Origin of the sequence: Yoonia rosea (assembly GCF_900156505.1) — a bacterium.
Classification (GTDB): Bacteria; Pseudomonadota; Alphaproteobacteria; order Rhodobacterales; family Rhodobacteraceae; genus Yoonia; species Yoonia rosea.
Window position 1 is genome coordinate 1,259,047 of the sequence record NZ_FTPR01000001.1, and the last position, 15,151, is coordinate 1,274,197.

General features: G+C 57.0%; 13 protein-coding genes. 11 read left to right on the plus strand and 2 right to left on the minus strand.

Annotated elements, in window-relative coordinates; translation table 11 throughout:
* Positions 1-74 precede the first annotated feature (74 nt).
* Both B0B09_RS06200 and B0B09_RS06205 read right to left on the minus strand, forming a co-directional pair.
* Complete coding sequence (locus B0B09_RS06200; protein WP_055293207.1) at positions 75-791, minus strand: response regulator transcription factor; 717 nt, start codon at positions 789-791, stop codon at positions 75-77.
* Positions 788-2,701 (minus strand): PAS-domain containing protein, encoded by a 1,914-nt coding sequence (locus tag B0B09_RS06205; protein ID WP_076658822.1) that lies wholly within the window; start codon positions 2,699-2,701, stop codon positions 788-790. Before B0B09_RS06205 ends, B0B09_RS06200 begins: the two co-directional genes overlap by 4 nt.
* Before the next feature lie 130 nt (positions 2,702-2,831).
* Between B0B09_RS06205 and B0B09_RS06210 the strand changes: the two genes are divergently transcribed.
* From B0B09_RS06210 to B0B09_RS06260, 11 genes are all read left to right on the plus strand, one after another.
* Positions 2,832-4,781: an AMP-binding protein gene (locus tag B0B09_RS06210; RefSeq protein WP_076658824.1), complete on the plus strand. Its 1,950-nt coding sequence runs from the start codon at positions 2,832-2,834 to the stop codon at positions 4,779-4,781.
* Positions 4,778-5,596 carry an ABC transporter ATP-binding protein gene (locus B0B09_RS06215; RefSeq protein ID WP_055293213.1) on the plus strand — a complete coding sequence of 273 codons (819 nt, stop codon included), beginning with the start codon at positions 4,778-4,780 and terminating at the stop codon, positions 5,594-5,596. Before B0B09_RS06210 ends, B0B09_RS06215 begins: the two co-directional genes overlap by 4 nt.
* A 14-nt stretch (positions 5,597-5,610) precedes the next feature.
* Positions 5,611-6,606: a branched-chain amino acid ABC transporter permease gene (locus B0B09_RS06220; protein WP_055293215.1), complete on the plus strand. Its 996-nt coding sequence runs from the start codon at positions 5,611-5,613 to the stop codon at positions 6,604-6,606.
* Between the two features lie 47 nt (positions 6,607-6,653).
* Positions 6,654-7,730, plus strand: a complete 1,077-nt coding sequence (locus B0B09_RS06225; RefSeq protein ID WP_055293217.1) for a branched-chain amino acid ABC transporter permease — start codon at positions 6,654-6,656, stop codon at positions 7,728-7,730.
* Positions 7,731-7,813: 83 nt separating this feature from the next.
* The gene (locus B0B09_RS06230) at positions 7,814-9,100 is read left to right on the plus strand and encodes an ABC transporter substrate-binding protein (RefSeq protein WP_076658826.1); all 1,287 of its coding nucleotides are present in this window, start codon (positions 7,814-7,816) and stop codon (positions 9,098-9,100) included.
* Positions 9,101-9,168: 68 nt separating this feature from the next.
* The gene (locus tag B0B09_RS06235) at positions 9,169-9,990 is read left to right on the plus strand and encodes an ABC transporter ATP-binding protein (RefSeq protein WP_055293221.1); all 822 of its coding nucleotides are present in this window, start codon (positions 9,169-9,171) and stop codon (positions 9,988-9,990) included.
* A complete protein-coding gene (locus tag B0B09_RS06240) occupies positions 9,987-11,171 on the plus strand; it encodes a phenylacetate--CoA ligase family protein (protein ID WP_076658828.1) in 1,185 nt (394 codons plus the stop codon). Before B0B09_RS06235 ends, B0B09_RS06240 begins: the two co-directional genes overlap by 4 nt.
* 453 nt (positions 11,172-11,624) lie before the next feature.
* Complete coding sequence (locus tag B0B09_RS06245) at positions 11,625-11,957, plus strand: winged helix-turn-helix transcriptional regulator (RefSeq protein ID WP_242654352.1); 333 nt, start codon at positions 11,625-11,627, stop codon at positions 11,955-11,957.
* Positions 11,958-12,302: 345 nt separating this feature from the next.
* A complete protein-coding gene (locus tag B0B09_RS06250; protein WP_076658833.1) occupies positions 12,303-13,058 on the plus strand; it encodes a class I SAM-dependent methyltransferase in 756 nt (251 codons plus the stop codon).
* 44 nt (positions 13,059-13,102) lie between these two features.
* Positions 13,103-13,807 (plus strand): FkbM family methyltransferase, encoded by a 705-nt coding sequence (locus tag B0B09_RS06255; protein WP_084190737.1) that lies wholly within the window; start codon positions 13,103-13,105, stop codon positions 13,805-13,807.
* A 99-nt stretch (positions 13,808-13,906) separates the two neighbouring features.
* Positions 13,907-15,151 (plus strand): lipopolysaccharide biosynthesis protein, encoded by a 1,245-nt coding sequence (locus B0B09_RS06260; protein WP_131825003.1) that lies wholly within the window; start codon positions 13,907-13,909, stop codon positions 15,149-15,151.

A 15,151-nucleotide genomic window follows, 5' to 3' on the forward strand; every position in this document is an offset into this window, starting at 1 on the left:
CATACCGGACACGTTAAACGCGAGTGAGGCAACCCGTAAAACGTAAATCTGCCAAAAAGAGAGGGATGTTCCGGTCACGCTGTGGCGGGGGACACATCCGAAATCAGGATATACCCTGCGCCATAGATCGTCTTGATGATCTTGGGGTCTTTGGTGCTGTCCTTGAGCTTGGCGCGCAGGCGGGACAGGCGCACATCAATCGCACGGTCAAAGGATTCCGCGTCGCTTTTTTCGTTCAACTCGTCACGCAATTGATCGCGGGTGATTAACCTGTTGGGACGGGTCAGGAAGATGCGTAGCAGCATCGCCTCGCTGGCCGACACCCGCGTGCTGTTGCCGTCTGCGTCGATCAGATTGAATTGCGCAAAATCTATCGTCCAACCTGAAAACGTCAGCTTCTCGGCCTCATTCTTGGCGGTTGTCGGGGCCTTGCGCCGCAAGAGTGCACGCACCCTTGCGATAACTTCACGTATCTCGAAAGGCTTGGCGAGATAATCATCCGCCCCCAGTTCAAGGCCGACGATTTTGTCTTGCAGGGTCGAACGGCCCGAAATCACCAAGGTGGCCGTCGCGCTGTTGGCCAAAGCCGCAACTATGCTCAGGCCATCCTTGTCCGGCAGGCCCAGATCGACGACGCAGACTTCGGGCTGCTTGGTGGCGAGCGCGCGTTCAAAATCCGCAGCGCGGGCAAAGCTTTGTGTGGTGAAACCCGCATCGGTCAACGCCGCCGACAACATATGCCGGATATCGGGGTTGTCGTCGATGATGGCGACATAGCCTTGCGTGCTCATGTACTTGCCCTCAAAAATGCGGCCTCGAATGTGGCGAAATCGAACGGTTTTGGCAGGACGGGATGCGCGGCTTTGGCCTTTTGATGCAGGGCGTCTGACGGCGGCAATCCGGTTACGATCAGCACCGGCACTCCGGACGGCACGGTCGCCGCAACATCAAGCCCTGATCCCTCACCGATCGCAAGGTCGGTCACGACATGTGTCAGACCCTCAAGCGACATCAGCTTTTGCGCCTCTTCCACCGAGGCAGCCTCAACCACCGCATGCCCAGAGCGGCGCAGGAAATTGCGCATGGTCTGGCGCACATCAAGCGTGTCGTCCACCAAAAGCACCAGTCCCGCCTCAACAGTGCGGGCGGGTGTGTAGGGAATCCGCAACGTCACGACAGCGCCACCCGAGGCATGATTGCGCAGGCGCACAGTGCCACCACTCGATTTGGCGAAATCAAATGCGGTTGTCAGACCCAGACCGCGCCCGATCTTGCCGCTTTTGGTGGAATAGAACGGGGCCAGCGCATTGGCGAGCGCGTCTTCGGAAAACCCCGGACCATTATCTGCAACAATGATTTCCAGCATCCCGTCCGCTGCCCGATGCATGCGCGTGGTGATCATCGCGGGCCCATCCTGCGCCTCGGCGGCATTGAGAACAAGGTTCAGAATGGCATCCTGCGCAAAGCCGGGATCAAAGGTCAGGCGCGCATCGGGAATATCATAAGTGATCTTCAGCACCGCATCATCAGGCACGGCCGCGCGTGCCAATTGCAGCACATCAGCGACAAAATCGGCAACCTTGACGGACACCGGATTGAGGCTGCGATGTGCTTCGATCCTTGAGAGATTTTCAATCAACTCACCGCCGCGCTTCGCCGCAGAATTGATCGTCGCAGAGACCTCGGCCAGGGCCGGATGCAGTGACGCCAACTCATCCAGCTTGGCCTGTTGCCCCAGAATGATCGTCAGAAGGTTGGCAAAATCATGGGCCATCCCGCTGGTCAGCTGGGTGGCCAGTTCCTTGCGCCGCGCATGGGCAAGGGCCGCACGGGCCGAGACTTCTTCGGTCACATCAACTGTCAGAATATAGGCCCCCTGAACAGAGCCATCCCCTGCCATGTCGGGGGTCATCGCAAGACGCATGAAACGTCCCGAGGCCTCGTCACGAATTTCCGATGTGGTCGGTTTGCCTTGCAAGACTCGCGCAAATTGCGGGGCAACCTGCGCCCAGACAAAGGGGCCTAGCACATTTTCAAACGACTGCCCGACAATCTTGCGCTCGCCCACAGGCAGGATCGTGGGCAGATTGCCGTTGGAGTGCGTATAGACCCCTGCCGCATTCACATGCGCGATATGGCCCGGTGTCATCGTGTTCATCAGTGCCAGATGTTCGCGACTGTCCGTGACCTCTTGCTTGGCCACTTCCAGCGCATTCACTGTGGCCGACAAGGCCCTGTTGGCCAGCGCAAGATCCTCGGAGCGTTGCAATAGTTTTTCGGAAAGCGTTTCGGTATGTGAGCGAAAGAAATCCTCTTGCCGTTTGGTTTCGGTGATATCCGTGTAGACGGAAATCCAGCCACCCTGCTGGAATGGGCTGCCCTCGACCGAGATGGCCGTGCCGTTTGAACGCGTGCGTTCGAAATAATGCGGCTCGAACGTAAAGGCGAGACGGACCTTCTCATCAACAAAAGCGTCTACATCGTCGACAGTGCCATACTCGCCCTGTTCCGTCAGATACCTGACAATGTCACGAAACTCCGCACCGGGTGCTACGAGGCGATCGGGCAAGGAAAACATCTGCTGAAATCGGCGGTTGGCGACAACAAGGCGCAGTTCCTCGTCATGCAAGGAAATCGCCTGTTTGATCAGGTTCAGCCCCGACAGGATCATGTCGTGGCGCGATATGTCGGTCACTCCCATGGCGGAATTTCTAGCAGCAAAGCCTTGCAATGTGACAGCGGAAAGCGCGCTGTAAGAATTCGTTAGGATTAAGAAGAAAACTAGCAAGGATCACAGATTACCCCTAGTCTCGTCAGAAGGGGGGAATTTCATGACAACAGACGTGTCGCGTGATGCACCACAGTCCGTGCCGGCCTTGCTGGCCCGTAACGTTGCCCGGTTTCCCGACAAACCCGCCTTTCGTGAAAAAGAATTCGGTATCTGGCAAAGCTGGACATGGGCCGAAACAGCTAAAGAAATTGATGCCTTTGCCCTTGGGCTTCTGACCCTAGGGGCCAGCGAGGGTGACCATATCGCCATCGTCGGGCGCAACCGCCCTGCCCTTTACTGGGCGATGGTCGCAGCACAAAAAGTGGGCTGCATTCCTGTTCCCCTCTACCAAGATGCCGCCGCAGAAGAAATCGCCTATGCTCTGAACCACTGCGGCGCGCGCTATGCTGTGGTCGGTGATCAGGAACAGGTGGACAAGATCGCCGATGTCCGCGCCGAGGTGGCAGCGCTTGAGCATGTGATCTATCTCGATGGGCGCGGACTGCGCAAATACGACCACAGCCATATGACATCTTACGCCGAGATTGCCGCCAAAGGCGGTGATCGCGCCGAGATGGCGCGCCGGACAGATGCCCTGACCTACGATCATACCAGCGTGATGCTTTATACCTCTGGCACCACGGGGCGCCCGAAGGGGGTGGTGCTGTCCAATCGCAATGTGATTGAGACCGCCAAGAATTCCTCCGAGTTTGATCATCTCCTGCCCACAGACGAAGTTCTCGCTTATTTACCAATGGCTTGGGTCGGGGATTTCATCTTTTCGGTCGGGCAGGCCATGTGGACCGGTTTCTGCGTCAACTGCCCCGAGAGCGAGCACACCATGCTGACCGATCTGCGCGAAATCGGGCCCACTTATTTCTTTGCTCCGCCCCGTGTGTTCGAGAACCAGCTGACCTCGGTCATGATCCGGATGGAGGACGCGGGCCGGTTCAAAAAGTGGTTGTTTGATCATTTTATGCGCGTTGCGCGGCGGGTTGGGCCCGCCTTGCTGGATGGCAAACCTGTCAGCCTTGCCGACAGGGTCTCCTATGCGCTTGGCAACATTCTGGTCTATGGCCCGCTGAAGAACACGCTGGGTCTGAGCCGTATTCGCATCGGGTATACCGCTGGCGAGGCGATTGGCCCCGAAATTTTCGATTTCTATCGCGCGTTGGGGATCAACCTCAAACAGCTTTACGGCCAGACCGAAGCGACCGTCTATATCACCCAGCAACCCGATGGCGAGGTGCGCTCGGATACCGTTGGCGTGCCCTCACCCGGTGTCGAGTTGAAGATCGCGGACAATGGCGAGGTATTTTACCGCTCACCCGGTGTATTCGTGGAATACTACAAGAACGCGGAAAGCACCGCATCAACCAAAGATGCCGAAGGTTGGGTCGCCACAGGCGATGCGGGCTTTATCGAGGAAGGCACAGGGCATCTGCGCATCATCGACCGCGCCAAGGACGTGGGCAAGATGGCGGATGGATCACTTTTCGCGCCCAAGTATGTTGAAAATAAATTGAAATTCTATCCCAACATCCTTGAAGCCGTGGTCTTTGGCGCTGGCCGCGACCGCTGCTGCGCCTTTATCAACATTGACCTGACGGCGGTCGGCAACTGGGCCGAGCGCAACAATATCGCCTATTCCTCTTATCAGGAATTGTCCCAGCACCCGCGTGTGTTGGAGATGATCGACGGGCACGTGGCCGAGGTGAATGCCTCAGTGGCGCAGGATGAAATGCTGGCAGGTTGCCAGGTTCATCGGTTTTTGGTGCTGCACAAGGAACTGGACGCCGACGATGGCGAAATGACCCGCACCCGCAAAGTGCGCCGTGCCGTTGTGGGGCAGAAATTCGATGATCTTGTGAACGCCCTCTATAGCGATGCCGCCGAGATCTATACCGAGACCGAGGTCACCTATGAGGACGGCCGCAAAGGCAAGATCAAAGCGACGCTGAACATCCGCAATGCCATCGTCGCCCCGACAATGAAGGTGGCAGCGGAATGAAAGATATGCTGACACCTTATGTGACCGAAGATGGCCGCCAGATTGGCGAAACCTTGATGGATATGCGCAATATCACCCTGCGTTTCGGCGGGGTTGAGGCGATAAAAGATATTTCTTTCAATATCCAAGAAGGCGAAATTCGCGCGATTATTGGCCCCAACGGGGCTGGCAAATCATCCATGCTGAATGTGATCTCGGGCTTTTATAACCCGCAGGAAGGCGAGGTATGGTTCCGCGGCAAGAAACGCCCGCCGATGAAACCGTTTCAGGTCGCCCGCCTTGGCATCGCCCGCACCTTCCAGAATATCGCACTGTTCGAGGGCATGTCTGTGCTGGACAACGTGATGACGGGCCGGCTGAACCACATGAACGCGGGCCTGTTTTCGCAGGCGCTCTGGAAGGGCCGCGCGGAACGTGAAGAGACCGAGAACCGCGAAGCCGTGGAACGGGTCATTGATTTTCTGGAAATTCAGGCGATCCGCAAGACACCCGTCGGCCGCCTGCCCTATGGTTTGAAAAAACGGGTCGAACTGGCCCGCGCGCTTGCGGCGGAACCCAAGCTGTTGCTGCTGGATGAGCCGATGGCCGGCATGAACGTTGAGGAAAAAGAAGACATGAGCCGCTTTATTCTGGACGTGAACGATGAATTCGGCACCACGATTGCGCTGATCGAACATGACATGGGTGTTGTGATGGACCTGTCAGACCGCGTCATCGTGATGGATTACGGCCGCAAGATCGGCGACGGCACACCCGACGAGGTGCGCAACAATCAAGAGGTGATTGATGCTTATCTGGGGGTGGCACATGACTAAGGGGGGCGGTCGCGATGTCAGCTGATTTTCTTTACGGCATAGAAGTTATCATCAACGGGCTGATGGCCGGTGTGCTTTATGCGCTGGTGGCGCTCGGCTTCGTTCTGATCTTCAAGGCATCCGGAATTTTCAACTATGCCCAAGGGGTTATGGCGCTTTTCGCAGCGCTCACGCTGGTCGGCATCATGGAAGGCGAAGTGCCTTTTTCGCATCTGATCAACGCAGTCTTTGGCACGGACATTCATCATTTCGGGTGGGAGGTCCCCGCCCTTTTGGCGATCCTGTTGACGCTGGTGGTGATGATCTTCTTTGCCTGGGCTGTGCAGCATTTCGTGTTCCGGCATCTCGTCGGGCAGGAACCGATCATCCTGTTCATGGCAACCATCGGTCTGGCCTATTTCCTTGAAGGTGTGGGCGATCTGATGTGGGGCTCTGACATCAAGACGCTGGCGCTTGGCCTGCCACAGGGCGGATCGCTCTGGGTCGAGGATATGACCTCGGGCCTGGGCGGCGATGATTTCTACGGCTTCTTTATCGACAAGCTCGACATGGTGGCGACGGTCGTGGCGATTGTGCTGGTGACCGGCCTGATCCTCTTTGCGCAATACACCAAACAAGGCCGTGCGATGCGTGCGGTGGCCGATGATCATCAGGCGGCATTGTCGGTGGGCATTTCACTCAACTTCATCTGGGTGCTGGTCTGGTCGCTCGCGGGGCTTGTGGCGCTTGTCGCTGGTGTCATGTGGGGTGCGAAATCCGGCGTGCAGTTCTCGCTGTCCCTGATCGCGCTGAAGGCGCTGCCGGTGCTGATGCTGGGCGGGTTCACCTCGATCCCCGGCGCGATTGTCGGCGGCCTGATTATCGGGGTCGGCGAGAAGCTCTTTGAATACATGATCGGCCCGATGGTGGGTGGTGCGACCGAGAACTGGTTCGCCTACGTGCTTGCGCTGATCTTTCTGGTGTTCCGCCCGCAAGGCCTGTTCGGGGAGAAGATCATTGAGAGGGTTTGATCCACGCATGGCCCACAAGCCAAATTTGACCAAACGGGAGGCCCAGCATGCTTTATCGTGAGGCCGGAGATTTCAAGACGTCCTATCAGGAAGACAGCCAGACCTTCCCGATTGCCTTTGACCGGTACCGGTATTGGGCCGTCTTGGCCTTTGCCTTTCTGGTCGTCCCCTTCGTGATCAACGACTATTGGGCCAATGCCATTCTGGTGCCCTTTCTGATCTACGCGATTGCCGCGATCGGGCTGAATATCCTGACGGGCTATTGCGGACAGGTCAGCCTTGGGACCGGCGGTTTTATGGCCGTGGGGGCCTATGCCTGCTACAAGCTGATGACCTCTTTTCCCGATGTCAGCATCGTCATTCACATCATTCTGTCAGGCGGGATCACCGCGGCGGTCGGTGCGGCCTTTGGCCTGCCCTCTTTGCGGATCAAGGGGTTTTATCTGGCTGTGGCCACGCTCGCGGCACAGTTCTTTCTGGTCTGGCTCTTCAACAAGGTGAGCTGGTTCTACAACTATTCCGCCTCGGGCCAGATCAACGCGCCGGAACGCACCGTCTTTGGCGTGCCTGTCACAGGTCCCAATACCGAAGCCTGGGCGCAATACCTGATCTGTCTGGTTTTCGTGACCGCCTGCGCCATCATCGCACGCAATCTGACACGCGGGTCATTGGGGCGCACATGGATGTCGATCCGCGATATGGATATCGCCGCCGAGATCATCGGGGTGAACCCGCTCAAGGCCAAGCTGACAGCTTTTGCCGTGTCGTCGTTCTTTATCGGGATCGCCGGCGCGCTGTTCTTTGCCGTCTATCTGGGCGCTGTCGAAGTGGGCGAAGCCTTTGGCATCCAGAAATCATTCCTTGTGCTCTTCATGATCATTATCGGCGGTCTTGGGTCAATCTTCGGCAGCTTTGCAGGGGCCGCGTTTCTGGTGGTCCTGCCTGTTGTGCTGAAACTGATCGGTGTCGACCTTTTGGGCTGGCCCACCGATCTGGTGGCGCATTTCCAACTGGTGATCGTGGGCGCGTTGATCATGTTCTTTTTGATCAAGGAACCCCACGGGCTGGCCCAGCTATGGCGGCTGGCCAAAGAGAAACTGCGGCTTTGGCCGTTCCCTTATTAAATGCGGTGCGCGCCCTGCGCGCGCCCAAAGATCGGGGCACACCCCGGCGTGACAATCGGACCAACCATGGGAGGAGAAACCCGATGAAACTGAAACAACTGGCCGTAATGGCCGTGACCGCAACACTCGCCGCAGGCGTGGCCAGCGCGGAACTGGTGATCCCTGATCTGAGCTACCGCACCGGCCCTTATGCGGCAGGTGGTACGCCGTTCTCGGATGGCTATCAGGATTATTTCAACATGCTGAACGCCCGTGACGGCGGGATCGGCGGCGAAAGCATCCGCATTCTCGAATGCGAAACCGGCTATAACACCGAAAAAGGTGTGGAATGCTATGAAGCCACCAAGGGCGAAGGCGCGTTGATCTATCAACCGCTGTCCACTGGTATCACCTATCAGCTGATCCCCAAAGCGACCGCCGACGGCATCCCGATCCACACGATGGGCTATGGCCGCACATCTGCTGCCAATGGTGAGGTGTTCAACTGGGTGTTCAACTACCCTGCGAACTATTGGGATGCCGCATCGGTGATGGTGAACTACCTTCTGGAGGAGAATAGTGGCGATCTGTCGGGCAAAAAGATTGCGCTGATCTACCACAACTCTGCCTACGGCAAGGAACCGATCCGCACACTCGAAGAGCTGTCGGCAATGCACGGCTTTGAATTCACCCAACTGGCTGTTGACCACCCCGGACAAGAGCAGAAATCACAGTGGCTGCAAATCCGCCGTGAACGCCCTGACTATGTCCTGATGTGGGGCTGGGGCGTGATGAACCAGGTTGCCGTGCAGGAAGCCGCCAACATCGGTTTCCCGATGGAAAACTTTATCGGTAACTGGTGGGCCGGTGCTGAACATGACGTTACCCCTGCAGGGGCTGCGGCAAACGGCTATAAGTCACTGAACATGAACCGGATCGACGCCAACCTGCCTGTCTTTGATGACATCCGCACATTGGTCCACGACGCGGGTAATGCGGCCGGTGACGGCTCGAACATGGGATCAGTGCTTTATACGCGGGGCATGTACGCCGCGATGCTGGCCGCCGAAGCCATCGCCAAAGCGCAGGAAATTCACGGCGTGTCCGCTGTGACCCCTGCGATGGTGCGTGACGGGATGGAAGCGCTGGAAATCACCGATGCGCGCATGGAAGAACTGGGCATGGCCCGTGTCGGTCCTGCGTTCAGTGTGAGCTGCCAGAACCATGGCGGGTCCGGTCTGGGGATTGTACAGCAGTGGGATGCAACTGCTGGCAACTGGGTTGCCCTGACCGACTATATCGCGCCCGATATGAGCGTGATCCAGCCTTTGGTTGCCGAAGACTCTGCTGCATTCGCGGCCGAGGCCGGGATCGAGCCGGGCTGCCTCTGAGCCAGAAGAAACCGGGCGGCCCATCTCCGGGCCGCCCGCCACGATGAACACAAACGGAGCCGCGCCCCATGTTGGATGACAAACCGGTTGAGACCCTGCTTGAGGTCAACAACATCGAAGTGATCTACAATCACGTGATCCTTGTGCTGAAAGGCGTGTCCCTGACCGTGCCTAAAGGCGGCATTACGGCCCTTCTGGGCGGCAATGGCGCGGGCAAGACCACAACGCTCAAGGCGATCTCCAACCTGCTGCATTCCGAACGCGGCGAGGTGACCAAAGGCGCAATCACCTATCGCGGTGAACCTGTGCAAGACCTGTCGCCCGAGGCGCTGGTCAAGCGCGGCGTTGTGCAGGTCATGGAAGGCCGCCATTGCTTTGAGCACCTGACCATTGAAGAGAACCTGCTGACGGGCGCCTATACGCGCAGCGATGGCGGTGCGGCCGTGCAGGCCGACCTTGAGATGGTCTACAACTATTTCCCGCGCCTGCGCGAGCGGCGCAAATCACAGGCTGGCTATACCTCGGGTGGTGAACAACAGATGTGCGCGATTGGCCGCGCCCTGATGTCCCGCCCCGAGACGATCCTGCTGGATGAACCCTCAATGGGGCTTGCACCGCAACTGGTCGAAGAGATTTTCGGGATCGTGAAATCCCTCAATGAAAACGAGGGCGTGTCCTTTCTGCTGGCAGAGCAGAACACGAACGTGGCCCTGCGGTTCGCCCATCGCGGCTATATTCTGGAATCCGGGCGCGTTGTGATGGAAGGCCCCGCGGCAGAGTTGCGCGAAAACCCCGACGTGAAAGAGTTTTATCTGGGCCTCTCTGACGAGGGGCGTAAATCATTCCGTGATGTGCGCAGTTACCGGCGGCGCAAAAGGTGGTTGGCATGAGCATGGACGCATTGGAAACCCGCACGCAGGACGCAAGAGAGGCCGCGCAGCTCAAAGCGGCGCAAGAGATTTTTCCGGATGCGGGCCTTACCTCTTTGGCGGATCTGGCGCGTCTGCCGGTCATGCGCAAAGACGCGCTCTGCCGTGGGCAGGCCGAAAACCCGCCTTTCGGCGCAGTCCCTGCCCGCAACGTCAGCCACATCTTCCAGTCCCCGGGGCCGATCTATGAACCGGGCAGCACACGGCCGGATTTCTGGCGCATGGGGCGGTTTTTGGCCGCTATGGGGTTTGATGCATCGGACGTGGCCCAGAACACATTTGCCTATCATTTTACGCCTGCGGGCATGATGTTTGAAAGCGCCGCACGCGCCATCGGCATGGTGGTCTTCCCCGCAGGCCCGGGCCAGACCATGCAACAAGCCGAAGTCGCCGCCGCGATTGGCACGACCGCCTATATCGGGACGCCGGATTATCTGGCCACGATCCTCGCCAAAGGTGACGAGATGGGGCTTGATCTGAGCCGGATCACGAAGGCGGCTGTGTCAGCGGGCCCGCTGTTTCCCCAGATCCGCGCCGCCTATGAAGCGCGCGGCATCCTTTGCCGCCAATGCTATGGCACCGCCGATGCCGGGCTGATCGCCTACGAGTCCGCCGAAAGCACCGATGGCATGATCGTGGACGAAGACGTCATCGTCGAGATCGTCACACCCGGCACCGGTGATCCTGTGGCGACGGGCGAGATTGGCGAAGTTCTGGTCACCGTCCTGAACCCCGATTACCCGCTTTTGCGGTTCGCGACCGGTGATCTCAGCGCAATATTGCCCGGGCAAAGCCCCTGCGGGCGCACCAATACACGCATCGTCGGCTGGCGCGGGCGGGCGGATCAGGCGACCAAAGTCAAAGGCATGTTCATCCGTCCCGAACAGGTGGCGACCCTGGTTGCACGCCATGCAGATGTGGCCAAGGCCCGTGTCGAGGTGCACCGCGGTGCGAGCGGTGACGAGATCACCGTTCAGCTGGAAACCGACGCAACCGATCCGGCCGCATTTCAGGTGTCAGTCTCTGAAATCCTGAAACTGCGCGCCAAAATCGATCTTGTCGCCATCGGTGCCCTGCCCCGCGACGGCGTTGTCGTCTCCGATCAACGCCCCGCACTCGAGCAGGCGGTCGCAGGCGCCTAGGCTGATCCGGGTACAACCGTCACCTGCAAGAGGACAGGCCCGGGTGGTCTGTCCTTGACCATTCATCGGGTCTTTCAAGCCCGCCTGTTTGCGCAGCCAAGTAGGAACAAGAAACCTTGCGCGCGGGCCTGCCCAGATGGCAAAGAACGGTCCTGCAAGTGGCCAGACACGTGCGTACTCAGGCGTTCGGGGTGACTGTTTTGAGGCGGCTTTGGCACGACGGAGACACGGGGTATCGTGCTGCGCTTTGACCAACTCCGCAGATCACGAAGCTCTGAGCGTGTCCCGCGCATACGAGAGCGTTGCAACTCTGAGCCGTCTGGACACCCTTTCTCCATTTTTTGGTTTTAAACTTGAAAGCGTGCAACCTTATTGCGACTGTTCATGCATGAACGCGGGTTCCGATGATGGCGTCCCGAACAGATCACCGCGGTGACCTCTGGTGCGGTAGCCGTGGAAGCACCTGCAAGGCAAGAACTGAGTGATTGGGCGGAATTAGGTTTCCGCATCATGCGCGCACTTCAACCGAACCCCAAGTTGTCCCAGCGCGATCTGGCGCGCGAAGTTGGTATTAGTTTGGGTGGTGTAAATTCCGGCCTCAAAGTTCTGATCGACCGGGGTTGTATCACGGTTGAAACCTTCCGCACCTCAAACAAAACACGCTATGCATATGTGCTCACATCTGAAGGTCTGGCCGAGAAAAGGGGGCTGCAAGATGAAGTGTGTACTGAGAACAGCGATAAACAGCGCTGGTTTGTGTTATCGCGGATTGGGACACTTTTTTGATTGACGGAACGACATACTGCAAGAGACCTGATACCGTCGCACGAGCACGCTGTGACGAAGGGCTTACATGTTGATAAACTATGCATCTTGCGTGGTTGTGCGGCTGCTGATTGCCTGTTGTGAACGTCTCATCCGTTATCCCACTGTAAGGATCAGGGCCTTCGGAATGCACGAAGAGCCCGGCGAGGCGTAAAATGATACGGCGACCCCAAAGTGCCGCGATATTCCCGTTTGCGTTTGCAGCGACGTGAGTTGTTTCGCAAAGTACCTATGACCAATGCGAAAAGCCGTCTGAAATAGCACAGCGATATTAAAAATAGACATGACTTTTTTTATGGAAAAGCAATGAAAGACATCTTCATTTTGCCATCGCTGCGGGAGCTTTATTCTCGGCCATATGATCAGTCCATGAGAGAGTGGCGCCGCCTCGGCGCGATCGACAAAGCCGCCCACATTCTGGATCTCATGTCCCGCAATGATGCGGCAAAGGTTGGCCAAGTTCTGGAAGTTGGGTGTGGCACCGGCGATGTCATGAGGGAACTTGCGCGCCGCGGCTTTGGCCAGGACATTTCAGGCGTTGAGATTGGTAGCGAACGTTCACAGCAGCAATCTGAGAAGATCAACGGACGATCCGTCGCGATTGAAGGATACGATGGGCAAACGCTTCCCTTTACCGCAGGAAGCTTTGACTTTGTTTACGCAACTCAAGTGTTGGAACACGTTCTTCATGAGCGGCAATTTTTGTACGAGCTACGACGCGTCTCCAAAGGGCTCGTCTATGTTGAATTGCCTTTGGAACTTTTCGCGAGAACCAGGATTTCAAACCTCCAGAATTCTCTGAGCCTCGCTGGTCACATCAAAGCGTACTCTCTTGAGTCTTTCTTGCTGAAATTAGAGACATCCGGTCTCAAAGTGCTGCATCACCAGCTGAATGATCATTCACCTGAAATCTTTGCCTTTCAAAACGGATCCATTGTCGCAAAGGTAAAGCGGCGCGTGCGTGGGTTGGCGCTCAAATTCGTGCCCGGTCTGGCCCAACGTCTCTTCACCTACCACTGCGGCGCGCTCTATACTGCAGCGCTCAAGATGAACATCTGCTGACCAGACAGGCGACATATAAAAACGAGGCTGCAGAGATACGAACTATGTTATCAAAAAAAATAAACGCAACCTGCGTGCGATCTATCCAGAGCATCAAGAGACTGTTGCGCCCCCCCTTGCACCGCATAGAATGCGTCATGCCCTTGCGTGTTCTTGGGACAGATTATGGAGGGTGGCCTGTCATTGAAGACAGTCTCTCGTCAGAAAGCTGTGTTTATAGCTTTGGGGTTGGTCAGGACATCAGCTTCGATCTTGCACTGATCGCGGAATACGGCTGCAAGGTTGCGGCCTTTGATCCCACACCGCGATCCATGACCTGGGTTGAGAGCCAAAATACGCCGGAGCTGTTTCAATTTTATCCGGTAGGCCTTTCCGATGCCAATCAGGTTCTGTCGTTCTATGCGCCGATCCAAGAGGATTTCGTATCCTATAGCGTCTCCAAGCGGACAGATAATCAAGAGCGCGTAGAACTTCCTGTCAAACCACTTGATGAGATCATGTCGGACTTGGACGATACGAAAATCGACTTCCTGAAGATGGATATCGAGGGTTCTGAGTATCCTGCAATCACCGATATGATCAACAAACAGATCTTTCCCGCGCAGCTTTGTGTCGAGTTTCATCATGGTATGTTCGGCCACACCAAGGATCAAACCCGAGATGCGGTCACGGCGCTGAAGAACGTCGGCTACCGCATTCACTATGTTTCAAGCGGAGGGCGCGAGTATGGGTTTCATCGTCCCGCTTGATCAACACCTTTACACGGCTTCTATCCAACAGACTGTCTGCCAACTATCTTCAGGTACAAGACAAAATCGCAAATGCACCGCAGGATGACTGGCCGGAAGATGATCCCACGCGTTCCATCAGCATCCGGTGCTATCTCTGCAGCGGTCGTCAGTCAGGCGACCGGAAGTCTGGTCAGTTTCGTCTTTACGTTCCAGCTTCTCCACATCCTGACACCACGTGAATTCGGGCTTTTCGGGATGGGCTTTGCTTTGGTGATGATCATCACCGGGTTCTGGCAAGGGTTCTTTATCACGCAATATATTGTCCTTGCCCCCAAGGAAGGCCCCGCAAAGTTCCCCGGACAGGTCTATGCCACGATGTCGTTGGTTTCACTCGCGACGCTCGCGGCATTTGTTGCCATTGCCGCAGTGCTGCAATCCTTTCTTGGACTGGGGCTGATGGCTTTGGCGATCGGCGTCTCGGCAATCGCCTTTTCGTATAAAGAGTTTCATATCCGCCACGCATTCAGCACAGGACGCGGCAAGCAAGCGATGCTGATCAACGCCGTGATGGGCGCAGGGTTGCTCGGATTTATGGCCTTTCAGGCGATGATCGATGCGGAAATCACCGCTGATCTTGCCTTCGTTGTCTTTGCGGCAATCACCGGTCTCGCAGCGATCGTCGGACACAGCGTCTCTGGTCTTACGCTGTTCAGCCAGACGCGTGGTGACATTATTGAAACGTTCAGAAAGCTGAGCGTCGGTGGAAAATGGGCTGTTGCGACCAACCTGATCGCATCATTTCGCAACAATGCGCACATTATTTTCCTTGCGGGTCTGCTCGGACCTGTCGCCGTGGCGCAGGTGAATGCAGCACGGCTTTTTGTTTCACCGCCCTTGTTGCTCATTGCAGCATTGGCCAACGTGATTTTACCAGATTTTGCGCGCAAGCTTCATGACGCCGGGCCAGCAGAGTTGCTGCGGTCGATTGGCAAAACTGGCACCGCGTTGTTTGCGGTTGTGGTCACCTATGCAGGCGCGCTCGTACTGGCTTGGCCATATTTGGAGCCTGTTCTGGTCGGCGAGCAGTATCAGGGATTGCTCCCCTTGGTGGCAACTTGGTGTGTCTTCGCCGCTATTCTGATGATCCGCAGCGTGCTTGAATGGGGTGTACAAGCCCAGCGCCGCTTTGCCTTCATGACCAAAGTATCCATGGGCCTCACGTTGCTGACACTGCTGACAGCATGGCAACTGACAGTGGCCCTTGGCCCCATCGGAGCCGTTGCTGCGCTCATCCTGACAGAGTTGGTGATGGCGGGTGCATGGTGGTTGAAAACTAAATCTACTTTAGTGTCGAGTACCTAG